This window comes from Caulobacter sp. UC70_42, from assembly GCF_044056025.1.
Taxonomy (GTDB): Bacteria; Pseudomonadota; Alphaproteobacteria; order Caulobacterales; family Caulobacteraceae; genus Caulobacter.
Genome location: NZ_CP171994.1, coordinates 4,733,879 through 4,759,457, shown reverse-complemented (window position 1 = coordinate 4,759,457; position 25,579 = coordinate 4,733,879). Strand labels below are relative to the sequence as shown.

Genomic DNA, 25,579 nt, shown 5'->3' with positions numbered 1-25,579 from the left:
TTCTACGCCGACGCCCGACTATTCTGTTCGGGGATTTCCATGAAGCTCGCCATGACCGCCGCCGCCCTGGCGCTTGTCGCTACGACGGCCACGGCTCAGACCGCCTCTCCTGCGGGCTCGGACTGGCGCACGCCTGATCCGAACAACGTCGTTGTCGTCGAGACCAACAAGGGCCGGATCATCGCCGAACTGGATCCTGTCGCCGCGCCCAACCATGTCGAGCGCGTGCGCGGCCTGGTGAAGAGCGGGTTCTATGACGGCCTGACCTTCTTCCGGGTCATCGGCGACTTCATGGCTCAGACCGGCGACCCGAAGAACACCGGCGAGGGCGGTTCGGACCTGCCCAACCTGACGGCCGAGTTCACCTTCCGCCGTGGCATGGACCTGCCGCTGAGCGCGGGCTTCAAGGTCGGCAGCAGCGAGCTCGGCTGGATCGGCGCAATGCCGATGACCAGTCAGAACTCGGCCTTGGCCGTAATGACCGCGGATCGCAAGGTGGCCAGCTGGGGCAATTTCTGCTCGGGCGTGCTGGGCATGGCCCGCGCCGGCGATCCCAACAGCGCCAACAGCCAGTTCTTCTTCATGCGCCAGCCCAATGCCTCGCTGGACAAGACCTACACCGCCTTCGGTCGCGTGCTGTCGGGTCTGGACGTCGTGCGCAACATCAAAACCGGCGAGCCCGTGCCCGATCCGCAGGACAAGATGATCAGCGTGAAGATGCTGGCCGATCTGCCAGCCGACAAGCGTCCCTCGATCCAGGTGATGGATACCCGCGGCGCCGCCTTCAAGGCTCTGGTGACCAAGCGCCAGGCCGAGATGGGCCCCAGCTTCACCAATTGCGACGTCGACGTCCCCGTGCAAATTAAGTGACATGATCTTCTCGCGCGCGCTCCTGGCCGGGCTCTGCCTGGCGGTCATCACCGGTCCTGCCCTCGCGGCGACGCCCTCGACCCCGGCCAAGCCCTCCGAGCAGGACTGGCGGACGCCGGCTCCAGACACGGTGATGGTGATCGACACCAACAAGGGGCGGGTGCTGGTCGAGCTGATCCCGGATGTCGCGCCCAATCACGTGGCGCGGCTCCAGGACCTGACCCGCGCGGGCGTTTATGACGGTCGCACCTTTTTCCGGGTCATCGACAGGTTCATGGCCCAGACGGGCGATCCGACCAATACGGGCGAAGGCGGCTCCGACAAGCCAAACCTCAAGGCCGAGTTCACCTTCCGACGCGGCGCCGAGACGCCATTCGTGGCCATGGCCGCGCCGGCCGGCCTGGAGGTCGGCTACCTGAAATCATTGCCGGTCGTCAGTCAGGCCTGGACCTGGAGCGACATGACCGCCGATAAGAAGGTCTCGGCCTGGGGAACCTACTGCCCCGGCGTGATCGGTATGGCCCGCGACGAGGACAACAACTCGGCCAACAGCCAGTTCTTCCTGATGCGCCAGCCCTATCCGTCGCTGGACAAACGCTACACCGCCTTTGGCCGCGTGATCAGCGGGCTGGACGCCGTACGCGCCATCAAGACCGGCGAGCCCGTTCCGGCCCCGCAGGACCAGATGCAAAAGGTTCGTCTGCTGTCGGACATTCCCGAAAGCCAGCGTCCGAAGGTGCGGGTAATCGACCCGAAGGGCGCCTGGTTCGCCGCCGAAACCCAGCGCCTTCGTAAGCTGAAAGGCGCCGATTTCTCGGTCTGCGATCTCGATCTTCCGGTCGAGGTTCGCTGAGACCGAACGGTTTCGGGCCTCAACTTGGTTCACACGGGGGCGTGAACCGCGCTAGAAGCGCGTTCACAACACTTGTCACCCAAGGGAAGACCATGTCGGCCGATCTCGAAAACACCCTGATCCTGACCCTCGAGAGCGGTCCGGTCACGATCAAGCTTCGTCCCGATCTGGCTCCAGGCCACGTGGCGCGGATCAAGGAACTGGTGCGCGAAGGTTTCTATGACGGCGTCGTCTTCCACCGCGTGATCCCGGGCTTCATGGCCCAAGGCGGCGATCCGTCGGGCACCGGCCGCGGCGGTTCGGACAAGCCGGACCTGAAAGCCGAGTTCAACGACGAGCCGCACGTGCGTGGCGTGGTGTCGATGGCCCGCACCCCGAACCCGGACTCGGCCAACAGCCAGTTCTTCATCGTGTTCGACGACGCCACCTTCCTGGACAAGCAATACACCGTCTGGGGCCAGGTGACCGAGGGCATGGAACATGTCGACGCCCTGCCGAAGGGCGAGCCGCCGCGCGCGCCGGGCAAGATCATCAGCGCCAAGATCGCCGCCGACGCCTAAGCGTTCGCGCGCATTGATCTGGAAACGGCCTCGGACTTGGTCCGGGGCCGTTTCTATTTGCGGCGCAGCGTCACGACCATCGGCCGGTGGTCCGAGCCTAGCGACGGACCGCGCTCGACGCTGACCGCGTGCCACTCGCTGCCGGCATAGACGTGGTCGATTGGCAGGAAAGGGGCGGGGGCGGCCATCACGCGTGAGAACTTGCCGGCTGGCCACGAGGGCAGGGCGCGGGTCCAGCGGCGCAGGCCCAGCGCCTTGTCCTGGCGCTTGAGGGTCCACGACCAGGGCGTGGAGTTGAAATCGCCGGTCAGGATGGTGCTCTTCTGCCCGAACGGCGCCAGGGTTTGGGCCAGCTTGCGGCTCTGGGCCTGTTGAAGGCCGGCCGGCAGGGGCCAGGTATAGTGGGTGGCGACGACGGTGAAGGCGCCCTTGGGATCGGCCAGGGTCGCCCAGGCGCCGGCCAGATAGGGCTGCGGCGTCGGCATGCCGCCGCGCGCGATCATCTTCTTGCGCGAGAAGATCCAGGTCTCGCAGCGGGTGATCTTGTCACAGGAGGCGAACGGATAGGCGTCACGCAGGCCCTTCACGATCGGCCAGGAGTCGCCGCCGCCTTCCTCGATCTGCACGACATCGGCGTCCTGCGACAGGATCCAGGCCAGGCTCTTCTCGGGCGTGCGGTTGTCGTGCCAGACGTTGAACTGAATGATCTTCAGGTCGCTGGCGGCGGGCGTCGTCGGCTTGAAGCGCCAGGCGGCCCAGTATTCCGGCAGCATCAGAACGGCGCAGGCCAGGATCGTCGTCGCGCCCAGCCCGACCATCACCCAGCGCTCGCCGCCGCGCGCGAAGACGCCGCCCAGCGCCAGCGCGCCGACGCCCATCATCAGCCACAGCGGGGCGACGTGGGTGAAGGCGTCCAGCCGATCGCTCCAGGCTCCGCCCAGGCAGGCGATAGCCAGCCCCGCGCCGACCAGGCCCAGCATCAGGGCCGTGCCGCGAACAAGGAGACTCAGGAGCTGGACGATCAGGCGCATGCGCCGCCCATACCATGCCTTCCGTAAAGGATGCGTCGCCTTGCGCGCCGGACGGCGGAAGAAGTTGAGGTTGCGGCTCCGCTGAGCGGGTTATCGTGGCGCGGAGTGTCACCTGCTTGCCATCGATCGAGGACCTATGTCTTGACGTCCTTGGCCCATCGTGCGCTTGAAGCCCGCCCATGCGCCTTTCCGACTTCGATTTCGACCTACCCGAGGATCATATCGCCCTGCGCCCGGCCGAGCCGCGCGACGCCGCGCGCCTGCTGGTGGTCCGTCCGGGGGAAGAACTCGCCGACCACATTGTCCGCGAATTGCCCGACTTCCTGCGCCCGGGCGACGCCCTGGTGTTCAATGATACGCGCGTGATCCCCGCGCGCCTGTCCGGCCTGCGCGAGGGCCGCACGACCGGCGGGGCGGACGGCACGCCCGTGGCCGTCGAGGCGACCCTGCACCGCCGCGTCTCGCCCAGCCACTGGAGCGCCTTCATGCGCCCGGGCAAGCGGCTGAAGGTCGGCGACCGTGTGGCGTTCGGTTCTCGTGAAGACCGCGCCTGCGAGGGTGATCGGCTCGATGCCACCGTTGCCGAAAAGCACGAGGGCGGCGAGATCGTACTGGCCTTCGACGTCTCCGGTCCGGACCTCGATGCCGGCATCGCCAGGCACGGCGACATGCCGCTGCCGCCCTATATCGCCGCCAAGCGGGGCGAGGACGAGCGCGATCGCGCCGACTACCAGACCATCTACGCCCGCGAGGACGGGTCGGTGGCCGCACCGACCGCCGGCCTGCACTTCACGCCGCGGTTGCTCGAAGCTCTGAAGGCCAAGGGCGTCTCCCTGCACTTCGTGACGCTGCGCGTCGGCGCGGGGACCTTCCTGCCGGTCAAGACCGACGACGTTTCCGAGCACAAGATGCACGCCGAGTTCGGCGAGGTGAGCGCCCAGGTCGCCGACGCCCTGAACACCGTCCGCGCCGCTGGCGGCCGCATCGTCTGCGTCGGCACCACGTCCCTGCGCCTGCTGGAGAGCGCCACGGGCGAAGACGGGATCGTGCGGCCGTTCGCCGACGAGACGGCCATCTTCATTACGCCCGGCTATCGCTTCCGCGCCGCCGACGTGCTGATGACCAATTTCCACCTGCCCAAGTCGACCCTGTTCATGCTGGTCAGCGCCTTCGCCGGATCGGCGACCATGCGCGCGGCCTACGAACACGCCATATCGACGGGCTACCGCTTCTATTCCTACGGGGATGGCAGCCTATTGTTCAGGAACGAGACTTGAGCATGGCGTTTCCCTTCGAGATCAAAGCCACCGAAGGCAAGGCCCGTACCGGCGTCCTGAAGACCCCGCGCGGCGACATCCGCACGCCGGCCTTCATGCCCGTGGGCACTGCCGCCACCGTGAAGGCCCTCACCGTTGACCAGGTTAAGGACACCGGGGCGGACATCATCCTGGGCAATACCTACCACCTGATGCTGCGACCATCGGCCGAGCGGGTGGCGCGCCTGGGCGGGCTGCACAAGTTCATGCGCTGGGACAAGCCGATCCTGACCGACAGCGGCGGCTTCCAGGTCATGTCGCTGTCTGGGATCAGCAAGCTGACCGAGGAGGCGGTGACCTTCTCCAGCCACGTCGACGGCTCCAAGCACGTGCTGACCCCTGAACGCTCGATCGAGATCCAGGCCGATCTGCTCGGCAGCGACATCGTCATGCAGTTGGACGAGTGCGTCGCCTGGCCGGCCGAGGAAGCGAGGGCGCGCAAGGGCATGGAACTGTCCGCCCGCTGGGCCCAGCGCTCGAAGGACGCCTTCGGGACGCGCGACAGCCAGGTGCTGTTCGGCATCCAGCAGGGCTCGACGTTCGAGAATCTGCGCCGCGAGTCTTCCGATCGCCTGCGGGAGATCGGCTTCGACGGCTATGCCATCGGTGGTCTGGCGGTGGGCGAGGGGCACGAGGCGATGTGCGATGTGCTGGACTACGCGCCAGGCCTGCTGCCCGAGGATCGTCCGCGCTACCTGATGGGCGTCGGCAAGCCGATCGACCTGGTCGAGGCCGTGGCGCGCGGCGTAGACATGTTCGACTGCGTGCTGCCGACCCGCTCGGGCCGTCACGGCCAGGCCTGGACCTGGGACGGGCCGATCAATCTGAAGAACGCCAAGTTCGCCGAGGATGAGACGCCGCTGGATCCGGACAGCGACTGCCCGGCCAGCCGCGACTACTCGAAGGCGTATCTGCGCCACCTGTTCAAGGCCGAGGAGATCCTGGGACAGGTGCTGCTGTCCTGGCACAACATCGCCTTCTTCCAGGCGCTGACGGCGGCGATGCGCGCGGCGATCGCCGAAGGGCGGTTCGAACAATTCCGCCGCGACTTCCGCGCCCGGCACCTGAACGAAGGCTAGTCCCTCGGTCCCTGAGGCACTGTCGGCGCCTCCTCCTTCACGATCGGGAAACGGGGCTTGCGCGGGCCGTAGGGATCGCGTGGCGGCGGCATGCCCGGGTCGACGACCACGGGGGCGGCCGGCGGCTTATGCTGCGGCGTAGCCGGCGGATTGCAGCCGCGCGCCTCGCCCAGACCCTTCAGATAGGCCCGGCGGACATTGCCAGAGGTGATGGCGCTCTGCACTAGACGGTCGTGCCGCTCGGCCCCGGTCAGCTTCCGCACCCAGCCGCGCATCGGGATCATGTCCTGGGCGGTGCTGGCGAGCGCGCCGAGCGCCGCCTGACCAGCCGCCCTGCGTCCGCGATCCATCAGATCCTCGCCGTCGACCGGTGGATTACGATCGATATCCTCGCCCAGGGCGGTGTCGAGCGGCGCGACCAGGGCGATCAGGCTCACGCAGTCGGCGCGAGCGGGGCGCTGATAGGGATCGTCCATCGCCTCCAGCAGCACGCGCGGGATCTTGGTGCGGACGATGTTCACATCGCGCAGCGGCGCGCTCATCGCGCCCGAGATGCCCTCCCGGTTCGCCTCGGAGGTCGACTTGATTCGTCCGTCGTCGACCGGCTCGACCGGGGTTTCCTGCTGTGGGGGAGCCGCGCCTAGCAGCGGCGGCGTTTCTTGTCGCTGGCGCGCGCCGGCCGTTCCAGCCAGCGCCGCGCCGCAAAAGACCGCCAAAAGCAAGGTTCCACGCATGACTCACCCTAACCCGCTCACAGCTTTGCCGTCATCCACCGGAAAAACGGCGAAACCATGCTTGCGACCGCGAAGACCCCCGACTATGGTCCGCGCCGCTTCCACCGGTCCCCGCCGGATCGTGAGCGGGCCGGTAGCTCAGTGGTAGAGCATTCGACTTTTAATCGAATGGTCGTGGGTTCGAACCCCACCCGGCCTACCAATTCAAGCTTCTGATGTTCTGGAGCTTTCGTCGCGCGCAAGGCGCGGATTCCTGACAATCTCGGCCTTTCGCTCATGCGGACCTGTGGTTCGCGCGCCAGTTTTTCTCCACGTCCATGCCCGCTTTTCTCGTTTGCCCTATTGTCGAGGTAGAGATTTAAGCGGCCTAGTTTCAACGACGTCGCGGGACCCGGATGGGGCTCTGCGCGTTCAGCCTTTGCCTAGAGCCATGTGGCGAGCCCGGACCCTGGACGACGATCAGACGATGACCGCCGAGACCGCCGCCCGCCGGCCGCCCGCGCCGCCGAGCAAGCGGACATTGTTCCGGCGACGGTCCGCCATTCCGGGCTTCGGCCTGACCATGGGCGTGACGTTGACCGTGCTGTCTCTGATCGTCCTGATTCCGTTGAGCGCCGTTGTGCTGAAGGCCGCGCAACAGTCGCCAGCCGAGTTCTGGGCCGTGGCGACGTCGCAGCGGTCATTGGCCGCCTATCGCCTGAGCTTCGGCGCGGCGTTCGTAGCGGCGGTGATCAACGGCGTGTTCGGCGTGCTGACCGCCTGGGCGCTGGTGCGCTATGACTTTCCGGGCAAGACTTTGGTCAACGCCTTGGTCGATCTGCCGTTCGCCCTGCCAACCGCCGTGGCCGGCATAGCCCTGGCGACGCTCTACGCGCCGACCGGCTGGGTCGGGCAGTTCCTGACGCCCCTGGGCATAAAGGCGGCCTACAACCCGGTGGGCGTGACCATCGCCCTGATCTTCATCGGCCTGCCGTTCGTGGTCCGAACCATAGAGCCGGTTCTGCGCGACGCCGCCGAGGACGTGGAAGAGGCTGCCGCCAGCCTGGGCGCCAACCGGATCGACACCATCCTGAGGATCGTCCTTCCGGCCTTGGCCCCCGCGTGGCTGACGGGCTTCGCCATGGCCTTCGCGCGTGGTGTCGGGGAGTACGGTTCGGTGATCTTCATCGCCGGCAACATGCCCTACAAGTCCGAGATCGCGCCGCTGCTGATCATCATCCAGTTGGAGCAGTTCGAGTACGCGCGCGCCGCCACGATCGCGGTGGTGATGCTGACGGTCTCGTTCACGATGCTCTTGGTCATCAACGCCATTCAGGCCTGGGCGCGGAGGTTCGACTGATGGCGGCCGCTTCCCACCGTCGCGCCACCGAGGATCCGCTCTGGGCCAAGGTCCTGGTGATCGGGACGGTCATGGCCTTCCTGGCCCTCGTTCTGATCCTGCCGCTGGCCGCCGTGTTCGCCGAGGCCCTGCGTAAGGGTCTCGACGCGGCGCTGCTCGCGATCAACAACGCCGACGCCCTGGCGGCCGTGAAGCTGACCCTGATCACCGCGGCGATCGCCGTGCCGTTCAACGCCGCCTTCGGCTTGTGCGCGAGCTGGGCGATCGCCAAGCACGACTTCAAGGGCAAGCCGCTGCTGATCACGCTGATCGACCTGCCGTTCTCGGTGTCGCCAGTGGTGGCGGGTCTTATCTACGTGCTGATCTTCGGTCTGCAGGGCTGGTTTGGCGACTATCTTGTCGACAACGACATCAAGATCATCTTCGCCGTGCCCGGCATCGTGCTGGCGACCGTCTTCGTCACCTTCCCCTTCGTAGCCCGCGAGCTGATCCCACTAATGCAGGAGCAGGGGACCGCGGAGGAGGAAGCCGCCGTGTCCATGGGAGCGAGCGGGTTGACGACCTTCTGGCGGGTGACCGCGCCGAACGTCCGCTGGGGGCTGATGTACGGCGTGCTGCTGTGCAACGCCCGCGCCATGGGCGAGTTTGGCGCGGTATCGGTGGTCAGTGGCCACATTCGCGGCCTCACCAACACCATGCCGCTGCACGTCGAGATCCTCTACAACGAGTACGATTTCGTCGGCGCCTTCGCCGTCGCGGCCTTGCTTTGCCTGCTGGCCGTGGTGACCCTGGTGCTGAAGACGGCGCTGGAAATCGTCCAACCCGGCGTGCGCGGGCGCGGCGGACACTGAACGGACCTAGCAGTCAAATGACCATCTCCATCCGCTCCGTCGACAAGCAGTTCGGTCGTTATCCGGCCCTGAGCAAGGTCGATCTCGAGATCGCCGACGGCGAACTTCTGGCGCTGCTGGGACCTTCGGGCTCGGGCAAGACCACGCTGCTGCGGACGATCGCCGGCCTGGAGTTCCCCGACGCCGGCCAAGTGCTGTTCGATGGCGAGGACGTGACCTTCGCTTCGGCGGCCGATCGCCGCGTGGGTTTCGTCTTCCAGCAGTACGCGCTGTTCAAGCATATGACCGTGGCCAAGAACATCGCGTTCGGCCTGGACGTGCGGAAGGGCAAGGACAAGCCGTCCAAGGCCGAGATCGCCCAACGGGTCGAGGATCTGCTGAAGCTGGTCGAGCTGGACGGCCTGGGGAAGCGCTACCCCTCGCAGCTTTCGGGTGGTCAGCGCCAGCGCGTGGCCCTGTCGCGAGCCCTCGCGGTGCAGCCTAGCGTGCTATTGCTCGACGAGCCGTTCGGCGCTCTGGACGCCACGGTCCGCAAGTCGCTGCGCAAGGAACTGCGCCGCGTCCACGACGCCACGGGCGTCACCACCATCTTCGTGACCCACGACCAGGAGGAGGCGTTGGAGCTGGCCGATCGCGTGGCCATCCTGAACAAGGGTTCGATCGAGCAGATCGGCACGCCCGATCAGGTCCACGACCAGCCCGAAACGGCCTTCGTCTGCGGCTTCGTCGGCGAGGCCAACTGCTTCGAGGGGCAGGTCGGCGGCGGTGAATTCAAGGCCGGCGCGCTGCGCCTGCCGGCCGGCGGCGTTCGCGACGGCTCGGCCACGGCCTATGTCCGGCCGCACGACTTCGTGCTGGATGATGGCGGCTTCGCGGTGAGGGTCGACCGCGCCCATGTGCAGGGCGCCCTGACCACGGTGAACGCCACCGCCGCCGATGGTCGCCCCATCGAGATCAGCGCCTCTCGCGCGGAAGCGCCCCGGTTCCAGGGCACGGTGAAGATCGCCGCCCGCAAGGCCCACGTTTACGCTGCCTAAGTTTATACCCGTTACACAGGGATCGGACGAACGGCGTTCAAGGTTGGCGCGTGGAACCGTCGTTCGCGCTAAGGTCGTCGACGACTCGACGGGAGTTCTAAGGTCGCATGGTCATGGTCGAGCCCTCGGGCGCTGAACGCCGCGCGCATCCTCGGATGCCGGCGGCGCGCAAGATCTACATCGTCGACGATCCGCGCTCGTGGAAATGCTCGCTGCTGGACGTGGCCGAGAAGGGCGCGCGACTGTCGACGGCCGGCATCGCCTCGCCGCCGGACAAGTTCATCTTCGTCGACGCCGGCGGGCGCCGGGTGCATCTGGCGCATGTCGTCTGGCGTTCGGGCGCCGAGGTGGGCGTGCAGTTTCTGCAGACCGAGCGCATGGGGCCTCGCGCGGGCGGCGCGGCCGGCGCTCTCGATATCGCCCGCCGGTTCGCGGCCAACCTGCCGCCGGAGATCCTTCAGTAGGGCGCTATTGCTGCTGTTGCTGTTGTTGGTGAAGTTCTTCCCTCAACGCCGCGTCGGGTCGGCGACGCCCGCCGGCGAAGCTCGGGCGGGCCATGCGCAGGAATTCCGGCTCGGCAAGGGCGGCCCTCGCGCGGCGGACCGTGACCCCCACGGCCAGCTGGCTCTCCGCATCCCCCTTGTAGACCCCGCGTGAGGGGGTGACGTCGGCATAGTCGCGGCCGACCGCCACGCCGACATGGCGTTCGCTGGTCATCATGTTGTTAGTCGGGTCCAGGCCCACCCAGCGCAGGCTGGGCAGGAACACCTCGACCCACGCGTGGGTGGCGTCCGGGGTCGGAACGGTCGCCGGCGTCGCGATCGGTGAACAGGTAGCCGGACACGTAGCGAGCCGGTATGCCCCACTCGCGGCAGATGGCCAGCATGATATGCGCGAAGTCCTGACAGACCCGCGCCCGGCGCTCAGGGCCAGGTCGATCGGGCTGTCGGCGTCGGTGACGCCCGGTTGGTATTCGAACGCCCTGTAGATGGTTTCGGACAGCGTGCGGACCGCTGTCAGCGGGTCCTTGCGCCTTAGGGTGTCCAGGTTGTGCTCGTAAATGAAGGTCCGCAGGGCTTCCGTGGTCCGGACAAAGCCATGGGGGCGCAGGAAGTCGAAGCATTCGCCACGCACGAATTCGCTGCGCAGGCGGTCCCACTCGCCCATGTCCAGATAGTCTGGACGCTCGCCGGTCGGCTCTGTCTCGACGGCCGAGCGGGCGACGATGGTCAGCTTGTCGTGGGGCTGGGGCACGTCGAAGTGGTAGACGGCGTTGCCGAAGCTGTCGGCGTACGAGAACACCTGGGCGGCCGGCTCCAGGTCCAGCTCGAAGCTGACTAGGCGCTGGCGGGCGGTCTTCTGAGGCTGCATCCACAGCTCCATCAGGCTTTCCCGCACGGGCTTCTCATAGTGGTACTGGGTGACGTGGCGGATTTCGAGCAGCACGGGTTCGGTCCTATGCGGGCAAGCGCGTTTCGAGCGGATAGGCCACGAAGGTCTCGTAGATCGCTTCGTGGATGCGCGCGCATTCGTTGACGACGGTGGTCAGCAGCGGTCCGGCCCCGACGGCTTCCAGCTCGTCGACATCGGCGAACTGCAGGCGGGCCTTGAGGCGACCCGCGAGGCGTTCGGGACCCGGCCGCTCGCCGATGAAGGCGTTGCGGGCCATGGCCGAAAGGTGCTGTTCGATCTGGGCGGTGGCGAAGCGGATCGAGCGCGGGAAGTCCTCGTCGAAGACCAGGAATTCGAGGATGTGCCGCGGTTCGATCTCGGCGGTGTAGACCCGCAGATAGGGCTCCAGCGCGCAGGCCATCCGAAGCACGCTGACCAGGGCCACGTGGTCGTCGACGTGGCCGTGCACGGGGCTCTCGGCGAAGCACACTTCGAGCAGGCGCGAGACCAGCTGCGCGCGCTCCATATAGATGCCCAGCATCATGAACCGCCAGCTCTCGCCATGGCTCATGGTGGTGTCGGCTGCGCCCTTGAACAGGTGCAAGTCGGCGATGACGTCGTGCAGGAAGTTGGCCGAGCCGTCCGAGAATTCCTTGGCGGCCTTGTCGTCCGTGACCTTCAGATAGAGCAGGTTCAGGCGCTCCCAGGTCTCGGTGGTGATCTGGTCGCGGACCTGGCGGGCGTTCTCGCGCGCCCGGGCCAGGGACGAGACCACCGAATTGGTGTCGCTGCGATCCAGGACCAGGGCCTCGGCGGCCTCGAAAGAGCCGACGTCCACGCCGTCGGCGGGATCGCCCACCGCGGCCATGGCGATCCGCACCGCGTGGGCGCCGGAGTCGGTCTGATCCAGGGTTGCGTTCAACATGACGCTGGAGAGGCGCGAAAGGTGCTCGGCCCGTTCGATGTATCGACCCAGCCAGTAGAGGCTGTCAGCCACGCGCGCGAGCATCATGGGCGGGCGCTCCCATTGCCGTGGCCATTGGTCTGGCTGTTCTCCTCGGCCAGAACCCAGGTGTCCTTGGAGCCGCCGCCCTGGCTGGAATTGACCACCAGCGAGCCTCGCTTCAACGCCACGCGGGTGAGGGCGCCGGGCGTGACGATGGTCTTCTCGCCCGACAGGATGAAGGGGCGCAGGTCGACGTGACGGGGCTCGATGCGGCCGTCCACCAGGCAGGGCGCGGTCGACAGCTGGATGGTCGGCTGGGCGATGTAGTTGTCCGGATCGGCCTTGATCGCCTGGGCGAACTCCTCGCGCTCCTTCTGGCTGGCGTGCGGGCCGACCAGCATGCCGTAGCCGCCCGAGGCGCCCACCGCCTTGACCACGTACTTGTCGAGATTGTCGAGCACGTGACCCAGCTGGCGCGGTTCGCGGCAGAGGAAGGTCTCGATATTGGGCAGGATGGCGTCCTCGCCCAGATAGTAGCGGATGATGTCGGGAACATAGGCGTAGACGGCCTTGTCGTCGGCGACGCCGGTGCCCGGCGCGTTGCAGATCACCACATTGCCGGCGCGATAGGCGTTGAACAGACCGGCCGCGCCCAGCGAGCTGTCGCGCCGGAAGGTGAGGGGATCGATGAAGTCGTCATCGACCCGACGATAGATCACGTCCACCCGGCGGATGCCGGTCGTGGTGCGCATGTAGACCATGTTCTCGTGCACCACGAGGTCACGGCCCTCGACCAGCGGCACGCCCATCAGCCGAGCCAGATAGGCGTGCTCGTAATAGGCGCTGTTATAGACTCCGGGCGTCAGCACCACGACCTGCGGGTCGCCGCGCCAGTCCGCGGCCATGCTCTTCAGCGTGGCCAGCAGCAGGTCGGGGTAGCGCTCGACCGGCCGCACGCCAGCGGCCCGATAGGTGCCGGGGAAGGTCCGCTTGGCCGCGTCGCGATTGGCCAGCATGTACGAGACGCCGGACGGGACCCGAAGATTGTCCTCCAGCACCGCGAACTGGCCGTCCTGGCAGCGGATCAGGTCGCTGCCGCAGACATTGGCGTAGGCCTTGTGCGGCACATAGACGTGCTGCATCTCGCGGCGATACGACGGCGCGCCCAGCACGAGCTCGCGCGGAACCACGCCGTCCATCAGGATCTGCTGGTCGCCATAGATATCGGCCAGGAACAGGTTCAGCGCCTGCAGCCGCTGGGCCAGGCCTGCCTCGATCTTCGACCATTCCGCCGCCGGGATGATGCGTGGGAACAGGTCAGTCGGCATGACCCGCTCGGTGGTGTTGTCGGCTCCATAGACGGTGAAGGTGATGCCCTGGAGCAGGAACGAACGTTCCAGCGTCCGCTGACGCCCCGCCAGTTCCTCGGCGCCGAGGGTCGACATGCGGCCATGCAGCGGATCGTAGTGCGGCCGGACCTCGCCTTCGGGCGTGAACATCTCGTCGTAGGCGATCCCCGGCAGGTACGCCGCCTCCGTCATCGGCAGGGTCGGTGCGTCCACGAGGGTTTGGGTCTTCGCCGCCACGCTTTTATCCACGTTTCTCATAACCTTGGGCGCGGACCGGTGAGCCCGCGCCGTCCCCGACTCTAGAGTGTAGCGACCACCATGCGCGCCGGATTCGACGTCCGCCGCGTGGATGCGCATGACTGCTTATCATTTCGGGCGCCATTCGCCCGCTTTGAGAAGCGCCGCTCGGGCAAGGTTCGTTGCATTTCCTGTCGTGACAGCGGCGCCACCCCGGACTACAGCAGGGCCCGGGGGGCGCTTCGCGCGGGGAACGTGATTTGGTGCTTGGGCGGACTACCCTCGCGTTGACGGCGGCGACTTGGCTTATCGCCTCGGCTGCGCTTGCCGACGAGCCGATGGCCCAGATTCAAGGTGTCGAAGACAGATACCTGCGTGACGCCATCCAGCGCGCCCTCACCCAATCCAAGACGTCGGCCCAAAGCCGGGCCGAAGCCCGTCGACGCGCCCGCCAGGCTGGCGAGGACGCCATCGCCGTCCTGAGGGCCGAGGGCTACTACGGCTACACCGTCGAGCCCGATGTCCTGGACGGCGAGCCGCCGCGCGCCGTGGTCAAGATCACGCCCGGTCCCGTGTTCCTGATCGCCGACCCGCGGATCGACTGGTCCGGTGCGCCGCCGGATGAAGGCACCCGGCAGCGCGCCGCCGCCGCCATGCGCCTGACCGAGGGCGAGCCCGGCCGTTCCGCGGATGTCGTGGGCGCCGAGGGGCGTGTCGTCGCCCAGGTCGCCAAGCTCGGCTATGCCGACGCGGCCGCCGAGCCGCGCGAGGTCATTGTCGACCACGCCGACCACACGGTCCGGCCGGCCTTCAAGATCGCGGCCGGTGAACTGGTCCATCTCGACGGCATCGAGCTTGTGACCAAGGGGCGCACCAACGCCGCCTGGGTTGGCCGCTTGGCTCCCTGGGTGTCTGGCGACGTCTACGATCCAGAGGACGTGGCCGAACTGGAGCGCCGTCTGCGCGACACCAGCGTCTATGATTCGATCTCGGTCTCGCTGGCGGGGACGGACAAGGCCACGGCTGAGGGCTATCGCCCCGTCGTTGTCACCCTGGCGGATCGCAAGTCGCGCACCATCGAACTGGGCGCCGGCTATTCGACCAGCGAAGGCGCGGGCATCGACGCGCGCTGGATCCGTTACAACCGGTTGAAGCGCGCCGACACCACGACCTACGCCCTAAGATTCGCCAAACTGGAGCAGCGCCTGGGGGCCGAGATCTCGTTGCCGCACTGGCGGCGGCCTCAGCAGACGCTAAAGCTGAACAGCGCCATATTCCGCAACGACACCGACGCCTACAACGAAACCGGCGCCACGGTCGGTGTGGACCTGACCAAGCGACGGCAGACGACCGCCTATCGCACCTTCGGCGTCTCGCTGGATATCTCCCAGACCAAGGAGCAGGTGAACCGAAACGGCCTGGTGGCGGGTCGCAAGCTGAATCTGGCGACCTTCGCGGGCTTGGCGGCCTATGCCTGGGACTTCTCGGACAACATTCTGGATCCCAAGCGCGGCTGGCGTCTGGAGGCCCGGGGCGAGCCGACCTACGTGGTCGGCGACACGACCGTTCCCTACCTGAAGCTGGCCACCCAGGGCTCGGCCTATATCCCGTTCGGTCGGCAGGCCAGCACCGTGATCGCCGGCCGTGTGAAGCTGGGCGCCATTGTCGGTGGCGGCGTCCAGGACGTTCCGGCTTCGCGGCGTTTCTATGCCGGCGGCGGCGGCTCGGTGCGAGGCTATTCCTACCAGGCCATCGGGCCACGCCTGACCGACAACACCCCGCAGGGCGGCATCTCGCTGGTCGAGACCTCTGTCGAGCTGCGCCAGAAGATCACCTCGAAATGGAGCGGCGTGGTCTTTATCGACACCGGCGCCATCGGCACGCACAATACGCCGCAACGCGAGGACTTCCGGGCTGGCGCTGGTCTTGGCGTCCGCTATGACCTGGGTTTTGGCCCTATTCGCGCCGACGTCGCCGTGCCCATGGGGCGCCGCAAGGGCGATCCCGCCTTCCAAGTCTATCTCAGCATCGGTCAAAGCTTTTGAGCACGGAGCGCGACAAGCCTGACCTGGCGGAGACCGTCGCCAACGCCGCCGAGGCCACCGGCGAGGCCGCCGTGAAGGTCTCTAAGAAGATCGGCTGGGGCGGCGCGGTGCTGATCGCCGCGGCGATCCTGGCCGGCATCCTGATCGTCATGGCTGGAGGCCTGCGCCTGGCCCCGATCACGCCGCAGGGCCGGATGTTCCTGGAGGCTCGCGCGTCGGGACTCAAGCTGGGCCGCATCGGCAGGCTGCATATCGAAGGCCTGTCGGGCGACATCTGGAAGAGCTTTGGCGTCAGCCGTCTGACCATCTCCGACGAGAAGGGGATCTGGCTGGAGGCGCACGACCTGCGAGTGGCCTGGCGGCCCACCGAGCTCTTCGGCCGCCGTTTCCACGCCGAGAGCATCGATGCGCGGGATGTCATCGTCCTGCGTCGTCCGACGATGGAGCCCAAGGGGCCGAAGTCCAGCGCCGCGCCGGTGTCGGTCGATCTCGACGCCTTCCGGTTCCGGCTGATCACCCGCCCGGCCTTCAGCGGCAAGGATGGCGACTTCGACGTCGCGGGCGCCTACGAAATGGCGCGACAAGGGGGACAGAAGGGCAAGCTGGGCGTGGCCTCGCGCCTCCATGTCGGGGATCACCTGAACCTCGATTTCGACCTGGGGCGCTCCAAGAGCCTGCGCCTGGTCGCCGACGCGACCGAGGCCAATGGGGGGCGCGATCGCCGGCGCGCTGGGCCTGCCGGCGGATCGAACCTTCGATCTCAAGGCCAAGGCCGATGGCACGACCAGCCGAGCGGCGTTCAACGTCACGGCGCGTTCGGGCCAGACGACGCCGCTTGAGGCTAAGGGCGCCTGGACAGAGCAGGGCGGTTCGGCGGGAGGCCGCATCGATCTCACGGCCTCGACCTTGACCAAACGTCTGGCCCAGATGTTCGGGCCGGAAGCCAACTTCACGATCGATGGCAGGAAGACGGCCCAGGACGGCCTGTCGGACCTGAGCCTGGCGATCATCGCTCAAAACCTGACCCTGCGTGGCCATGGCCTGGCGGACCTCGCCAAGAAGCGGACCGGTCCGGACGGCGTCGCCTTCAGCGCCCAGGTCGGCGCCCTGAAGCGGATCGTCACCATCCCGCAGATGGGGCGCGGTCTCGCCGACGGCGTCTTCCGGCTGGAGGAGGGCGGCTTCTCGGTCGAGGGCGATGTCGACGTCGCCGACCTGGAACTGCTGGGTTACCATCTCAAGCGCGCCAAGGGACCAGCCAAGGTGCGCTGGGCCAAGGGCGAGCTGGAGATCAGGGCTGCGGCGACCTCGTCGGGCGGCGGCGGCACGGGCATTCTGGCCCTGCTCGGCCCCAGCCCCAAGGCGACGTTCGAGGGCGCGCGGATCAAGGGTGGCCGCTTCCTGATCAAATCGGCCCGCATCGATGCTCCGAACCTCATCGTCACCGGCAAGGGCGAACGCGGCCCGCTGGGCGGCCTGTCGTTTGATGGCGACATGAAGGTGGCCAGCATGGGCCCAGTGCGGCCGGGCGCGAAGGGTTCGGTCACCGCCAAATGGACGGCCAACAGCTTCGCCAACCGGCCCTGGAGCTTCACGGTCGACGGTCGCGCGGCGGGTTTCGCCACTGGCTATCCCGAGATCGACCGCCTGCTGGGCGCAACGCCCCGCCTGAACGGCAAGGCCAGCTGGAACGACGGCGTCCTGGCCGTCGCGGACGCCAAGCTGGAGGGGACCAACGCCAGCTTGCAGTCCTCCGGAAAGATGACGGTCGCCAAGGCCCTGGAACTCGACTTCAAGCTGGATTGGACCGCGACGGGTCCGTTCCGCGCCGGTCCGGTCGAGGTCGCCGGCAAGGCGGCGGGGGACGGCCACGTCGGCGGCACACTGGCCGCCCCGAAGGCCGAGCTGAACGCCGACTTCGACCGCATTGACCTGCCCATGTTGCCCCTGACCAAGGCGCATCTGACCCTGACCTTCGCGCGTGGCCCCAACGCCACCGATGGTGTCGCGGCGCTGCAAGCCGACAGTGGCTATGGTCCGGCGCGCGGCCGCACGGCCTTCCGCTTCTCGCCGGGCGGCATCGAACTGAGCGAACTGGACGTCGACGCCGGGCGCGCCAAGGCCAAGGGGGCGATGAGCCTGCGTGACGGCCTGCCGGCCACGGCCGACCTGACCGTCGCCATTGGCCCGGGCGCCTTCCTGCCTCAGGGCCAGGTCAGGGGGGCGGCCAAGCTGGTCGACGCGCCCGGTGGCGGCGGCGCCAGCGCGACCCTGGACCTGACCGCCGAGGACGTCGCGACCGGAGCCTGGAGGGTCCGTTCGGCGCGCATCAAGGCAGACGGCCCGCTGGCGCGCCTGCCGCTGTCGATCGATGCGCGCGGCGAGGCTCCCGGTGGCCGCTGGCGCATCGGCGGCACGGGGGACCTGGCGCAGAACGGCAAGATCTACGACCTCAGCCTCGACGCCGCCGGCCGCATGGGCCGCACCGAGGTCAAGACCCGCGAGACGGCCAAGGTGCGATTTGGCGATGGCCCGACCCAGGCTCGCCTACGCTTGGCCATCGACAAGGGGCGCGCCGATATCGACGCCGACCTGGGCGGCGCCACGGCGATGCTGAAGGCGGAACTGGCCGGCGTGGCGATCACCGCCTTCAACCCCGATCTCGACGGCGACATCGACGGCTCCTTCAATCTGCGCGGCCAGGGCGAGACCCTGGGCGGCGACTTCACCATGCGGCTGTCGAACGCCCGCGAGCGCGGCGCGAAGATCGAACAGTCGCTCAACGCCAAGGTCCATGGCGATCTGACCGACAGCCACCTGACCATTGTCGCCGACGGCGACAACAGCCAGGGCCTGAAGGCCGACGCCAACCTCGTCCTGCCGGTCGAGGCCTCGGCCCGGCCGCTGCGCCTGGTGATCGACAAGAAGCGCGGCGTGCAGGGGCAATTCTCGGCCAAGGGCGAGATCAAGCCGCTGTGGAACCTGCTGATGGGCGCCGACCGCTCGCTGTCGGGGCGCATCAATCTGCAGGGCAGCATCGGCGGCACGCTCGCCGATCCGCGCCTGCTGGGCTCGGCGACCCTGGACAATGGCGGCTTCGAGGACGGCCAGACTGGCCTGCGCCTGCGCAACGTCGTCCTTCGAACGGCTCTGGCCGACAACGCCATCGACGTCAGTCAGGCCATCGGCGAGGACGGGCAGGGCGGTACAATCTCCGGTCAGGGGCGGATCAGCCTGGCGCGCGACGGCGTCGGCAACTTCAAGCTGGACATGAAGAGCTTCCGCCTGATCGACAACGATCTGGCCTCCGCCGTCGCCAGCGGGCAGGCCGCGGTGAACCGCTCGGCCGACGGCAAGATCAAGCTGACGGGCGCGGTGACCCTCGACCGCGCCGACGTCTCGGCCCAGAGCAAGACGCCGGTCGGCGTCGTGGCCATGGACGTCATCGAGCGCAACCGCCCGCAGGACCTGGACCAGGGCCTGCAGCGCCGCCCGACCACCGGCGGCATGATCCTGGACCTGGACCTGAAAGCGCCGCGCCGGGTGTTCGTGCGCGGTCGCGGCCTGGATGTCGAGTTGTCGCTGGACGCCCACGTTGGCGGCACGTCCCTGGCCCCGCAACTCTCGGGCGTGGCGCGCATGGTGCGGGGCGAGTACGACTTCGCCGGCAAGCGGTTCGAATTCGACGACGACGGCGTGGTCTATCTGTCCAGCCAGTTGGACCGCATCCGCCTGGACCTGTCGGCGACCCGCGAGGATACGTCCCTGACGGCGGTGGTTCGCATTCAGGGCACGGCGGCCAAGCCCGAGATCACCCTGACCTCCAAGCCCGAGCTCCCCAGCGACGAGGTGCTCAGCCAGGTGCTGTTCGGCGCCTCGGCCGCGCAGCTGTCACCGATCGAGGCCGCACAGCTGGCGTCCGCGCTCGCCTCGCTGGCGGGCGGCGGCGGCTTCGACGTGATCGGCAACCTGCGCAGCTTCGCGCGCCTCGATCGACTGGCGTTCGCCGAGAGCGCCACGGGCATGACGGTGTCGGGCGGCAAGTACGTGACCGACGATGTCTATGTCGAGATCATCGGCGGCGGCCGGGAGGGACCCGCCGCTCAGGTCGAATGGCGTATCCGCCGGACGCTGTCGCTGGTTTCTCGCATTGGCGGCCAAAACGACGCCAAGCTTTCCGTTCGCTGGCGAAAGGACTACTAAGCAAGCAAGGCTGTTGCGCGGGTGACCGGTTTCCTCTGTTCGAGGTGACAACGTTTTACCCGCGGCCCTTGGTTATCGTGACTGAGGGAGGGCCGTCTTTTCATGCGACTCAATTCAGAAGATCGCGCGGTTCTGGATCACATCGCGCGCGATGGCGGTCTGATCGTCGACCGCGCCGTGGACTGGTGCGCCATCAACTCCGGCAGCCGGCATCTGGCCGGGCTGGAGCGCCAGAGGCAAATCCTGCTCGATGCGGCCGCGCGCCTGCCCGCCGCGCCGATCGAGATACCGCTATCGCCCTCGCGCGAGATCGCCGCCGACGGCCGCGAGACCGAGTTTCACCACCCGCCATCCCTGGCTGTCGTGGTGCGTCCCGAGGCCCCGGTCCAGGTCGTGCTGACCGGTCACTACGACACCGTCTACCCCGAAACGAGTCCGTTCCAGGTCGTGCGAACGCGTCCCGATGGCGCGCTGCACGGTCCGGGCATCGCCGACATGAAGGGCGGCATCTCGGTCATGCTGGCGGCGCTGGAGGGGTTCGAAGCCCACCCTGCTTCGCGCAATATCGGCTACCGCGTGCTGCTGTCGCCGGACGAGGAGATTGGCTCGATCGCCTCCGGGCCCGCGCTGGCGGATTTCGCGCGGCGCGGTCATGTCGGCCTGACCTATGAGCCGGCTCTCGCCGACGGGGCCCTGGCCTCGGCTCGCAAGGGCTCGGGCAACTTCCACATCGTCATCCACGGCCGCGCGGCCCATGCCGGCCGCGACTTCGCCGCTGGCCGCAACGCCATCATCGGCGCGGCGCGCGTGGCCGAGAAGCTGCACAGGCTGAACGGCCATCGCGACGGCGTCACGGTCAATGTCGCGCGCATCGACGGCGGCGCGCCGCTGAACATGGTGCCGGACGTGGCGGTGGTCCGCTTCAACGTCCGCTTCCCTGAAGCGCAGGCCGCCGCCTGGTTCGAGGGCGAGGTGGCCCGCATCGTCGGCGAGATTGGCGACGACCTGCACGCGCACCTGCATGGCATGATCACCCGCGGCGCCAAGCCGTTCAACGCCGCCCAGCAGCAGCTCTTCGGGGCGGTGAAGGACGTCGGCGCGCTGCTCGGACAGGACATCGTCTGGAAGCCATCCGGCGGCGTCTGCGAGGGCAACAACCTATTCGCTTCGGGGTTGCCGAACGTCGACACCCTGGGCGTGCGGGGCGGCGACATTCATAGCGAGGCCGAGCACGCCTTTCCCGAGAGCTTCGTCGAGCGCGCCCAGCTCTCGGCCCTGATCCTGATGAAACTGGCCAGCGGCGAGATCGACGCCAGGGCGATCCACGCGGCCATGGGGAGTATCTGAATGCTTGTCGTCCGTCCCGCCGGCCCCGCCGACTTCGACGCCCTGATGGAGCTGGCCGTCTTGTCCGGTCGCGGCTTCACCAGCCTGCCCGAGGATGAGCCGACCCTGCGTGCGCGCCTGGCGCTGTCGGAGGCCAGCTTCCAGTCCGGTGTCGCCCCGCCCGAGGCCTGGTACACCTTGATGCTGGAGGACCTGGAGGCCAATGACGTGATCGGCGTCGCTGGGGTCAAGGCGGGGGTGGGGCTGAAGCGGCCGCACTTTTCGTTCCGGGTGGTCACCCTGGCCCAGTCGTCGCCGACCCTGGAGAAGCGCTTCGATCACCGGGCCCTGGTGCTGGTCAATGAATGCGCCGGATGGTCGGAGGTCGGTTCGCTGTTCCTGCGGCCCGAGCGCCGCAAGGGCGGGGCGGGGCGCCTGCTCGCCCAGTCGCGCTACATGCTGATCGGCCTTGAGCCCCAGCGTTTCGCCGAGATGGTGCTGGCCGAGCTGCGCGGCTGGTTCGACGAGGATGGCGGTTGCCCGTTCTGGGAGCACGTGGCCAGCAAGTTCTTCCGCCTGGAGTTCGACGAGGCCGACATGATGAGCGCCTCGACCGACGGCCAGTTCATCCTCGACCTGGCGCCGCGTCATCCGATCTACGCCGAGCTGCTGCCCAAGGAGGCCAGCGAGGTGCTGGGCCGCGTCCACCGGGAAGGCGAGGCGGCGCGGGCCATGCTGGAGACCGAGGGCTTTCGCTATCAGGGCCTGATCGACATCTTCGACGCCGGGCCAACCGTCGCCGCGCGGCGCGACGACATCAAGACGGTCCGCGAGGCGCGCAGCCTGTGGGTGAAGATCGGCGAGGACGCCTTCGGCGAGGAGGCCCTGATCTCCACTGGCGCGCTTGCCCGGTTCCGGGCGGTGCGAGCGCCTGCGCTGATCGACGGCGAGACCGCGATCCTGGGGCGGGAGACGGCGCAAGCCTTGGGCGTGCATGAAGGCGACATGGTGCGGGTGAAGGCATGAGCGGCTTGTTCATCGACGGGAAGTGGCGTTCGGGGCGCGGTCCGGAGCTAGTCTCGACCGACCCGGCGACCGGCGAGGCGGTATGGCGCGAAGCGGCCGCCAATGAGGCCGACGTCGCCGAGGCTGTGGCCGCGGCGCACCGGGCCTTCCCCGCCTGGGCCGATCAGCCGCGCGAGGCGCGCATAGCTGTCCTTCGCCGCTACAAGGAGATCCTGGTCGAGCGCGCCGCCGCCTTCGCCGAGGCCCTGAGCCGCGAGACTGGCAAGGCTCTTTGGGAAACGAAGGCCGAACTGGGCTCGATGGCCGGCAAGGTCGACCTGTCGATCAAGGCCTATGACGAGCGCACGGGCGTCACCGAGAACGCCATGCCGTTCGGCCGCGCCGTGCTGCGCCATCGGGCCCATGGCGTCATGGCGGTGTTGGGACCGTTCAACTTTCCCGGCCACCTGCCCAACGGCCATATCGTGCCGGCGCTGCTGGCGGGCGACACCGTGGTGTTCAAGCCGTCGGAAGAGACCCCCCTGGCCGGTCAGCTGATGGTCGAGGCTTTCGAGGCGGCTGGCGCGCCGGCGGGCGTCGTCAATCTCGTTCAAGGGGGGCGGGAGACCGGCCAGGCGCTGATCAACCAGGAGATCGATGGCCTGCTGTTCACGGGCTCGGCCGCCGCTGGAACCTTCTTCCGCCGCCACTTCGCCGACCGACCCGATGTGATCCTGGCCCTTGAGCTTGGCGGCAACAATCCGCTGGTGGTCTGGGACGCGGATGACCCGGAGGCCGTCGCGGCGCTGGTCGTGCAGTCGGCCTTCATCACCACGGGCCAGCGCTGTTCGTGCGCCCGGCGTCTGATCTTGCCGGACGACGCCTTCGGCCGGAAGGTGATCGAGGCGACAGCGGTCCTGGCCGACCGGCTCTCGATCGGACCTTGGAACGGGGAAGGCGAAGCGTTCATGGGGCCGCTGATCTCGGCTCGCGCCGCCGAGGCCGCTCGCGCCATCGCTGACACCATGGGCGGCGAGCGCATCCGTTCTCTAAGGTCGGTCGAGGGGCTCAGCGAGGCCTTCGTGACGCCTGGGATCGTCGACGTCACCGGCGTTGACACGCCCGACGAGGAGCTATTCGCGCCGTGGCTGCAGGTGCGCCGCGTGGCCACCTACGACGAGGCGCTGAAAGCCGCCAACGCCACACGCTATGGTCTGTCGGCGGGGCTTATCTCCAACGAGTCAAAGCGTTGGGATCAGTTCCTGAACCGAATTCGCGCCGGGGTGGTGAACTGGAACCGGCCGACGACAGGCGCGGCGGGTTCGATGCCGTTCGGCGGCCTGGGCGCCTCCGGCAACCACCGGCCCAGCGCCTATTACGCCGCCGACTACTGCGCCTATCCGGTCGCCAGTTTCGAGGCGCCGTCCATCACTGACACCTTGAAGGACATCAAGGGGCTGCGCGGATGAGCAGCGCGGTCGAGGCCAATTGCGACGGCCTGGTCGGGCCGACCCACTCCTACGTCGGTCTCTCGCCGGGTAACCTGGCCAGCCAGAAGAACGCCGGCGAGGTATCGAACCCTCAGGGCGCGGCGCTGGAAGGGCTTGGCAAGATGCGCCGCCTGGCGGATCTGGGCATCCCGCAGTTCGTGTTGCCGCCGCATGAGCGACCGGCTGTAAGCCTCTTGAAGTCGCTGGGCTTTTCCGGTTCGGAAGCGGCGGTGATTGAGCAGGCTTGGAAGGACGCGCCGGCGCTGGCCGCCGCCGCCTGTTCGGCCTCGCCGATGTGGGCCGCCAACGCCGCTACGGTGACCCCCAGCGCCGATACGGCCGACGGCCGAGTCCACTTCACGCCGGCCAATCTGCTGACCAACCTGCATCGCAGCCTGGAAGGTCCGCAGACCACGCGCGCCCTGCGTCGTCTGTTTCCCGACGAAGCCCGCTTCGCCGTCCACGACCCGCTGCCGGCCCAGCCGCACTTCGCCGACGAAGGCGCGGCAAACCATGTCCGGCTTTGCGCCGATCATGGCGCGCCGGGCGTCAACCTGTTCGTCTGGGGGCGCGAGGCCTGGGGCCATTGGGACGGCAAGTTCCCGGCCCGCCAAACTCGCGAGGCCTTCGAGGCCATCCAGCGTCGTCACGGCGCGGCGCGGTCGGTGTTTCCGCGGCAGGGCCGCGCGGCGATCGAGGGCGGGGCGTTCCACAACGACGTGGTCTGCGTCGGGACGCGGGAGTGCCTGTTCTTCCACGAACGCGCCTTCGAGGACCGCGCCGGGATGGAGCGAGCGGTTCGCGCCGCCGCCGAGGGCCTGTTCGAGCCGGCCTTCGTCGAGGTCTCGGAGGCTGACCTGCCGATGGCCGATCTCGTGGCCAGCTATCTGTTCAATTCGCAGCTGCTGGTGATTCCGGGCGAGGGCCGTCTGGTGCTGCTGGCCCCGGCCGAGACGCGCGACAACCCGCGCGCTTTCGCGGTGGCTGAGAGCCTGGCTTCTTCCAACGGTCCGATCGGGCGTGTGGAGTATGTCGATGTGCGCCAGAGCATGCGCAACGGCGGCGGACCGGCCTGCCTGCGTTTGCGGGTGGTCCTGACCGACGCCGAGTTGGCGGGGACCAATTCCGCTCAGCGGTTCACGCCGGGTTTGCACGCCGTCTTGGCCGACTGGGTGCGGCGCCGCTATCGCGATCGCCTGGCGCCGGCGGACCTGGCCGATCCCGACCTGCTGATCGAGAGCCGGGAGGCTCTGGACGAACTCAGCCAGATCCTGGACCTTGGCGGAGACTTCTATCCATTCCAGAGGGCGTCATGAGCGTCACTATCCGGCAGGCGAGCCTCGACGACCTTTCCGGGATCTTGGCCACGCACAAGGCCGCGGCGGTTCAGCCGGGGCGGCTGGCGCGCACGCCCGAGGAAATCACGGAGGCCTATGTTCGCGGCGTGATCGAGACGCCAGGCGGCGTTTGTCTCGTGGCGGTCGATCAGGAGGGGAGCATCTGCGGCGAGATCCATGCGCGCCGTGAGCATATCGCGCTCTTCGCCCACGTGCTGGGCGGGGTGACGGTCGCGGTCCAGCCGGATCACCAAGGACGGGGCATCGGCTCCAAGCTCTTCATGGCCCTGATCGCCGAGGCGCGCACCATGAGTCCTCCGGTGCTGCGCATCGAGCTGGCGGCCGGGGCGGGCAATCCGGACGCCATCCGGCTCTACGAGCGCCTGGGCTTTCAGCAGGAGGGGCGTCAGGCCAAGCGCGGTCTCTACCCCGACGGCCGCTTCGAGGACGATATCCTGATGGGGATGCTGCTCTAGTGTGCTGGATTTGAAGTTCGCCCGCACTTTGATTAGGCTCTGAGCGAACTTCAAATCCAAAAAAAGCACACTAGAAACATAAGCTTACTAGTGTCCTTGTCGA

19 protein-coding genes, 1 tRNA gene and 2 pseudogenes are annotated in these 25,579 nt (G+C 67.8%); 17 read left to right on the top strand and 5 right to left on the bottom strand.

The genetic code is table 11. The annotated features are described in order from the left end of the window. The first annotated feature begins 39 nt into the window (after positions 1–39). From ACHMW8_RS23940 to ACHMW8_RS23930, 3 genes are all read left to right on the top strand, one after another. Complete coding sequence (locus tag ACHMW8_RS23940) at positions 40–870, top strand: peptidylprolyl isomerase (RefSeq protein ID WP_395443991.1); 831 nt, start codon at positions 40–42, stop codon at positions 868–870. A 1-nt stretch (position 871) separates the two neighbouring features. Further along, positions 872–1,723 (top strand): peptidylprolyl isomerase, encoded by an 852-nt coding sequence (locus ACHMW8_RS23935; RefSeq protein ID WP_395443990.1) that lies wholly within the window; start codon positions 872–874, stop codon positions 1,721–1,723. A gap of 92 nt (positions 1,724–1,815) precedes the next feature. Beyond that, the gene (locus ACHMW8_RS23930; RefSeq protein ID WP_125157480.1) at positions 1,816–2,283 is read left to right on the top strand and encodes a peptidylprolyl isomerase; all 468 of its coding nucleotides are present in this window, start codon (positions 1,816–1,818) and stop codon (positions 2,281–2,283) included. Positions 2,284–2,336: 53 nt separating this feature from the next. Here ACHMW8_RS23930 and ACHMW8_RS23925 read toward each other — a convergent pair whose 3' ends face one another. After that, the gene (locus ACHMW8_RS23925) at positions 2,337–3,314 is read right to left on the bottom strand and encodes an endonuclease/exonuclease/phosphatase family protein (RefSeq protein ID WP_395443989.1); all 978 of its coding nucleotides are present in this window, start codon (positions 3,312–3,314) and stop codon (positions 2,337–2,339) included. 179 nt (positions 3,315–3,493) lie between these two features. Here ACHMW8_RS23925 and queA point away from each other — a divergent pair, with 179 nt between their 5' ends. Together queA and tgt are read left to right on the top strand one after the other, a co-directional pair. Beyond that, the gene (gene queA, locus ACHMW8_RS23920) at positions 3,494–4,591 is read left to right on the top strand and encodes a tRNA preQ1(34) S-adenosylmethionine ribosyltransferase-isomerase QueA (RefSeq protein ID WP_395443988.1); all 1,098 of its coding nucleotides are present in this window, start codon (positions 3,494–3,496) and stop codon (positions 4,589–4,591) included. A 2-nt stretch (positions 4,592–4,593) separates the two neighbouring features. Beyond that, positions 4,594–5,709 carry a tRNA guanosine(34) transglycosylase Tgt gene (tgt, locus tag ACHMW8_RS23915; RefSeq protein ID WP_395443987.1) on the top strand — a complete coding sequence of 372 codons (1,116 nt, stop codon included), beginning with the start codon at positions 4,594–4,596 and terminating at the stop codon, positions 5,707–5,709. On the opposite strand, the gene ACHMW8_RS23910 is transcribed toward tgt, so the two are convergent. Beyond that, positions 5,706–6,443, bottom strand: a complete 738-nt coding sequence (locus ACHMW8_RS23910; RefSeq protein ID WP_395443986.1) for a hypothetical protein — start codon at positions 6,441–6,443, stop codon at positions 5,706–5,708. The two genes, tgt and ACHMW8_RS23910, sit on opposite strands and share 4 nt — an antisense overlap. 127 nt (positions 6,444–6,570) lie before the next feature. Between ACHMW8_RS23910 and ACHMW8_RS23905 the strand changes: the two genes are divergently transcribed. The 5 genes from ACHMW8_RS23905 (at position 6,571) to ACHMW8_RS23885 (ending at position 10,134) form a co-directional block, all read left to right on the top strand. Beyond that, positions 6,571–6,645 (top strand) — tRNA-Lys (locus tag ACHMW8_RS23905). A gap of 264 nt (positions 6,646–6,909) precedes the next feature. After that, the gene (gene cysT / locus ACHMW8_RS23900) at positions 6,910–7,782 is read left to right on the top strand and encodes a sulfate ABC transporter permease subunit CysT (RefSeq protein ID WP_125157901.1); all 873 of its coding nucleotides are present in this window, start codon (positions 6,910–6,912) and stop codon (positions 7,780–7,782) included. Beyond that, on the top strand, positions 7,782–8,633 hold the full coding sequence (cysW, locus tag ACHMW8_RS23895; protein WP_125157485.1) for a sulfate ABC transporter permease subunit CysW: 852 nt from the start codon (positions 7,782–7,784) through the stop codon (positions 8,631–8,633). Before cysT ends, cysW begins: the two co-directional genes overlap by 1 nt. 17 nt (positions 8,634–8,650) lie before the next feature. Further along, positions 8,651–9,670, top strand: a complete 1,020-nt coding sequence (locus ACHMW8_RS23890; protein WP_125157486.1) for a sulfate/molybdate ABC transporter ATP-binding protein — start codon at positions 8,651–8,653, stop codon at positions 9,668–9,670. Positions 9,671–9,777: 107 nt separating this feature from the next. Beyond that, positions 9,778–10,134 carry a PilZ domain-containing protein gene (locus ACHMW8_RS23885; protein ID WP_125157487.1) on the top strand — a complete coding sequence of 119 codons (357 nt, stop codon included), beginning with the start codon at positions 9,778–9,780 and terminating at the stop codon, positions 10,132–10,134. A 4-nt stretch (positions 10,135–10,138) separates the two neighbouring features. Here the strand turns inward: ACHMW8_RS23885 and ACHMW8_RS23880 are convergent. From ACHMW8_RS23880 to ACHMW8_RS23870, 3 genes and pseudogenes are all read right to left on the bottom strand, one after another. Next, positions 10,139–11,116, bottom strand: a pseudogene (locus ACHMW8_RS23880) (transglutaminase N-terminal domain-containing protein). Positions 11,117–11,126: 10 nt separating this feature from the next. Continuing rightward, positions 11,127–12,074 (bottom strand): alpha-E domain-containing protein, encoded by a 948-nt coding sequence (locus ACHMW8_RS23875; RefSeq protein ID WP_125157489.1) that lies wholly within the window; start codon positions 12,072–12,074, stop codon positions 11,127–11,129. Next, positions 12,071–13,594: a circularly permuted type 2 ATP-grasp protein gene (locus ACHMW8_RS23870; RefSeq protein WP_395443985.1), complete on the bottom strand. Its 1,524-nt coding sequence runs from the start codon at positions 13,592–13,594 to the stop codon at positions 12,071–12,073. The genes ACHMW8_RS23875 and ACHMW8_RS23870 overlap by 4 nt, the downstream gene beginning before the upstream one ends. A 260-nt stretch (positions 13,595–13,854) precedes the next feature. Between ACHMW8_RS23870 and ACHMW8_RS23865 the strand changes: the two genes are divergently transcribed. The 7 genes and pseudogenes from ACHMW8_RS23865 to ACHMW8_RS23835 all read left to right on the top strand — a co-directional run bounded on the left by ACHMW8_RS23865 (position 13,855) and on the right by ACHMW8_RS23835 (position 25,476). Next, positions 13,855–15,639, top strand: a complete 1,785-nt coding sequence (locus tag ACHMW8_RS23865) for an autotransporter assembly complex family protein (RefSeq protein WP_125157491.1) — start codon at positions 13,855–13,857, stop codon at positions 15,637–15,639. Positions 15,640–15,710: 71 nt separating this feature from the next. Then, positions 15,711–19,842 (top strand): annotated as a pseudogene (locus ACHMW8_RS23860) (translocation/assembly module TamB domain-containing protein). Positions 19,843–19,944: 102 nt separating this feature from the next. Beyond that, complete coding sequence (locus ACHMW8_RS23855) at positions 19,945–21,189, top strand: hydrolase (RefSeq protein ID WP_395443984.1); 1,245 nt, start codon at positions 19,945–19,947, stop codon at positions 21,187–21,189. Further along, positions 21,190–22,194, top strand: a complete 1,005-nt coding sequence (locus ACHMW8_RS23850; RefSeq protein ID WP_125157494.1) for an arginine N-succinyltransferase — start codon at positions 21,190–21,192, stop codon at positions 22,192–22,194. It abuts the gene before it with no gap. Next, entirely contained in the window at positions 22,191–23,642 is a 1,452-nt protein-coding gene (astD, locus tag ACHMW8_RS23845; protein ID WP_395443983.1) for a succinylglutamate-semialdehyde dehydrogenase, read from the top strand. The genes ACHMW8_RS23850 and astD overlap by 4 nt, the downstream gene beginning before the upstream one ends. Beyond that, a complete protein-coding gene (astB, locus tag ACHMW8_RS23840; RefSeq protein WP_395443982.1) occupies positions 23,639–24,979 on the top strand; it encodes an N-succinylarginine dihydrolase in 1,341 nt (446 codons plus the stop codon). The genes astD and astB overlap by 4 nt, the downstream gene beginning before the upstream one ends. Further along, the gene (locus tag ACHMW8_RS23835) at positions 24,976–25,476 is read left to right on the top strand and encodes a GNAT family N-acetyltransferase (RefSeq protein ID WP_395443981.1); all 501 of its coding nucleotides are present in this window, start codon (positions 24,976–24,978) and stop codon (positions 25,474–25,476) included. Before astB ends, ACHMW8_RS23835 begins: the two co-directional genes overlap by 4 nt. The last annotated feature ends 103 nt before the right edge of the window (positions 25,477–25,579 follow it).

What these genes read in the sequence shown, in the direction of transcription:
- ACHMW8_RS23935 (WP_395443990.1), top strand. Translation starts at nt 872, where the DNA reads ATGATCTTCTCGCGCGCGCTCCTGGCCGGGCTCTGCCTGGCGGTCATC.
- ACHMW8_RS23940 (WP_395443991.1), top strand. Translation starts at nt 40, where the DNA reads ATGAAGCTCGCCATGACCGCCGCCGCCCTGGCGCTTGTCGCTACGACG.
- ACHMW8_RS23850 (WP_125157494.1), top strand. Translation starts at nt 21,190, where the DNA reads ATGCTTGTCGTCCGTCCCGCCGGCCCCGCCGACTTCGACGCCCTGATG.
- ACHMW8_RS23910 (WP_395443986.1), bottom strand. Translation starts at nt 6,443, where the DNA reads ATGCGTGGAACCTTGCTTTTGGCGGTCTTTTGCGGCGCGGCGCTGGCT.
- tgt (WP_395443987.1), top strand. Translation starts at nt 4,594, where the DNA reads ATGGCGTTTCCCTTCGAGATCAAAGCCACCGAAGGCAAGGCCCGTACC.
- cysW (WP_125157485.1), top strand. Translation starts at nt 7,782, where the DNA reads ATGGCGGCCGCTTCCCACCGTCGCGCCACCGAGGATCCGCTCTGGGCC.
- astD (WP_395443983.1), top strand. Translation starts at nt 22,191, where the DNA reads ATGAGCGGCTTGTTCATCGACGGGAAGTGGCGTTCGGGGCGCGGTCCG.
- ACHMW8_RS23885 (WP_125157487.1), top strand. Translation starts at nt 9,778, where the DNA reads ATGGTCATGGTCGAGCCCTCGGGCGCTGAACGCCGCGCGCATCCTCGG.
- ACHMW8_RS23930 (WP_125157480.1), top strand. Translation starts at nt 1,816, where the DNA reads ATGTCGGCCGATCTCGAAAACACCCTGATCCTGACCCTCGAGAGCGGT.
- ACHMW8_RS23875 (WP_125157489.1), bottom strand. Translation starts at nt 12,074, where the DNA reads ATGATGCTCGCGCGCGTGGCTGACAGCCTCTACTGGCTGGGTCGATAC.
- ACHMW8_RS23855 (WP_395443984.1), top strand. Translation starts at nt 19,945, where the DNA reads ATGCGACTCAATTCAGAAGATCGCGCGGTTCTGGATCACATCGCGCGC.
- ACHMW8_RS23835 (WP_395443981.1), top strand. Translation starts at nt 24,976, where the DNA reads ATGAGCGTCACTATCCGGCAGGCGAGCCTCGACGACCTTTCCGGGATC.
- ACHMW8_RS23890 (WP_125157486.1), top strand. Translation starts at nt 8,651, where the DNA reads ATGACCATCTCCATCCGCTCCGTCGACAAGCAGTTCGGTCGTTATCCG.
- queA (WP_395443988.1), top strand. Translation starts at nt 3,494, where the DNA reads ATGCGCCTTTCCGACTTCGATTTCGACCTACCCGAGGATCATATCGCC.
- cysT (WP_125157901.1), top strand. Translation starts at nt 6,910, where the DNA reads ATGACCGCCGAGACCGCCGCCCGCCGGCCGCCCGCGCCGCCGAGCAAG.
- ACHMW8_RS23925 (WP_395443989.1), bottom strand. Translation starts at nt 3,314, where the DNA reads ATGCGCCTGATCGTCCAGCTCCTGAGTCTCCTTGTTCGCGGCACGGCC.
- astB (WP_395443982.1), top strand. Translation starts at nt 23,639, where the DNA reads ATGAGCAGCGCGGTCGAGGCCAATTGCGACGGCCTGGTCGGGCCGACC.